We start from the raw sequence: 1343 nt of genomic DNA on the forward strand, positions 1-1343 counted from the left end.
CTCTCCTCCCAGCAAATCCACCAATCTCTTGCTGATAGATAACCCCAGACCTGTCCCGCCATATTTCCGGGTCGTAGAGGCATCTTCCTGCTTGAAAGGCATAAACAAGTCTTTCGTATCGTGAATACCAATGCCGGTATCACTCACCGAAAACCGAACACCGCACCGACCTTCACTTTCATCCAATTTAGCATCACAGCTAAGCGCTAAAGTCACCTCACCCTCTTCGGTAAACTTGACTGCGTTGCCGCATAGATTCAATAAGACTTGCGATAAACGAAGCTCATCCGTTCTAACATAAACGGGTAAAGCCTCATCCAAGACTACCTTAAAGGCGATTCCTTGCTGATCAGCAGCAGGTAACATTAGAGACTCAATATTTCTAGCCAGCTCACTCAATTCAAGCTCTACTTCCTCCAACTCAATCATATTCGATTCGATCCTATTGAAGTCGAGAATTTCATTGAGAATCTTCAGTAGCATTTCTGAAGATTGCATGACTTTTTCCAAGTAGTCTCTCTGCTTGTCATCTAAATCAGTTTCGAGGCACAGTGAAGTCAGGCCAATAATTCCATTCATAGGCGTCCGTACTTCATGAGACATATTGGAAAGGAATGTAGTCTTCGCCATGTTTGCCTGTTCAGCTTCTTTAAGCGCACTTTCCAAATCTTCAGTTCTCTGTAAAACCTTACCCTCCAGGCCTTTATTAAGTTCAATCACCTCTTGTTCTCTCGCGACCACATCAGAAATATCTGTATTCGATCCAATAATTCTCAGGGTTCTTTTCTTGTCATCGCGAACAGCCATACTGCGTGACAAAATTGTGACCAACGAGCCATCTTTTTTCAGCATTCGGAAACGGCACTGACTGGTGTCAGCCTTTCCCTTGATAAGGTCAGAAAAGAGCGTATTTATTTGATGACGATCTTCAGGGTGAACGTGTTTCTGAAAGGCCTTCGTATCATTTTCAAGCTCATCATCCTGATAGCCAATAATCGCCTTCCAACGAGGCGATAGATACAGAGAATTAGCCAATATATCCCAATCCCAAATACCGTCATTCGAGCCCTGCACAATAAGTGAAAATAGCTCTTTGCTATCGCGTATTTTCTTCCGCTGCGTATCGACGGTATCGTAAAGAGAAAAAATTGCTTTCGATAAAACCTGGAGCTCTTCTGTATTAGTAACAATGCTTCTATCGACTGACTCACCAGCAGCCAAACGGGAGATCTTGTCGAGAAGCTGAGCAACAGGCTGGGAAAAATACTTTACCAAGAAAAATCCGGCGGCAATAATTAGAATAAATGCCGAAAACAAAATAACGAAAGTGTTCTCTAAGGTTT

At 43.0% G+C, this 1343-nt stretch carries 1 protein-coding gene; it reads right to left on the reverse strand.

Translation table 11 applies throughout. The features are described from left to right. Window positions 1-1343: PAS domain-containing hybrid sensor histidine kinase/response regulator (locus tag A3729_RS19660; RefSeq protein ID WP_156498035.1), on the reverse strand; the 1343-nt coding region annotated here is incomplete at both ends.

The sequence above is a fragment of the Oleiphilus sp. HI0043 genome (genome assembly GCF_001634935.1).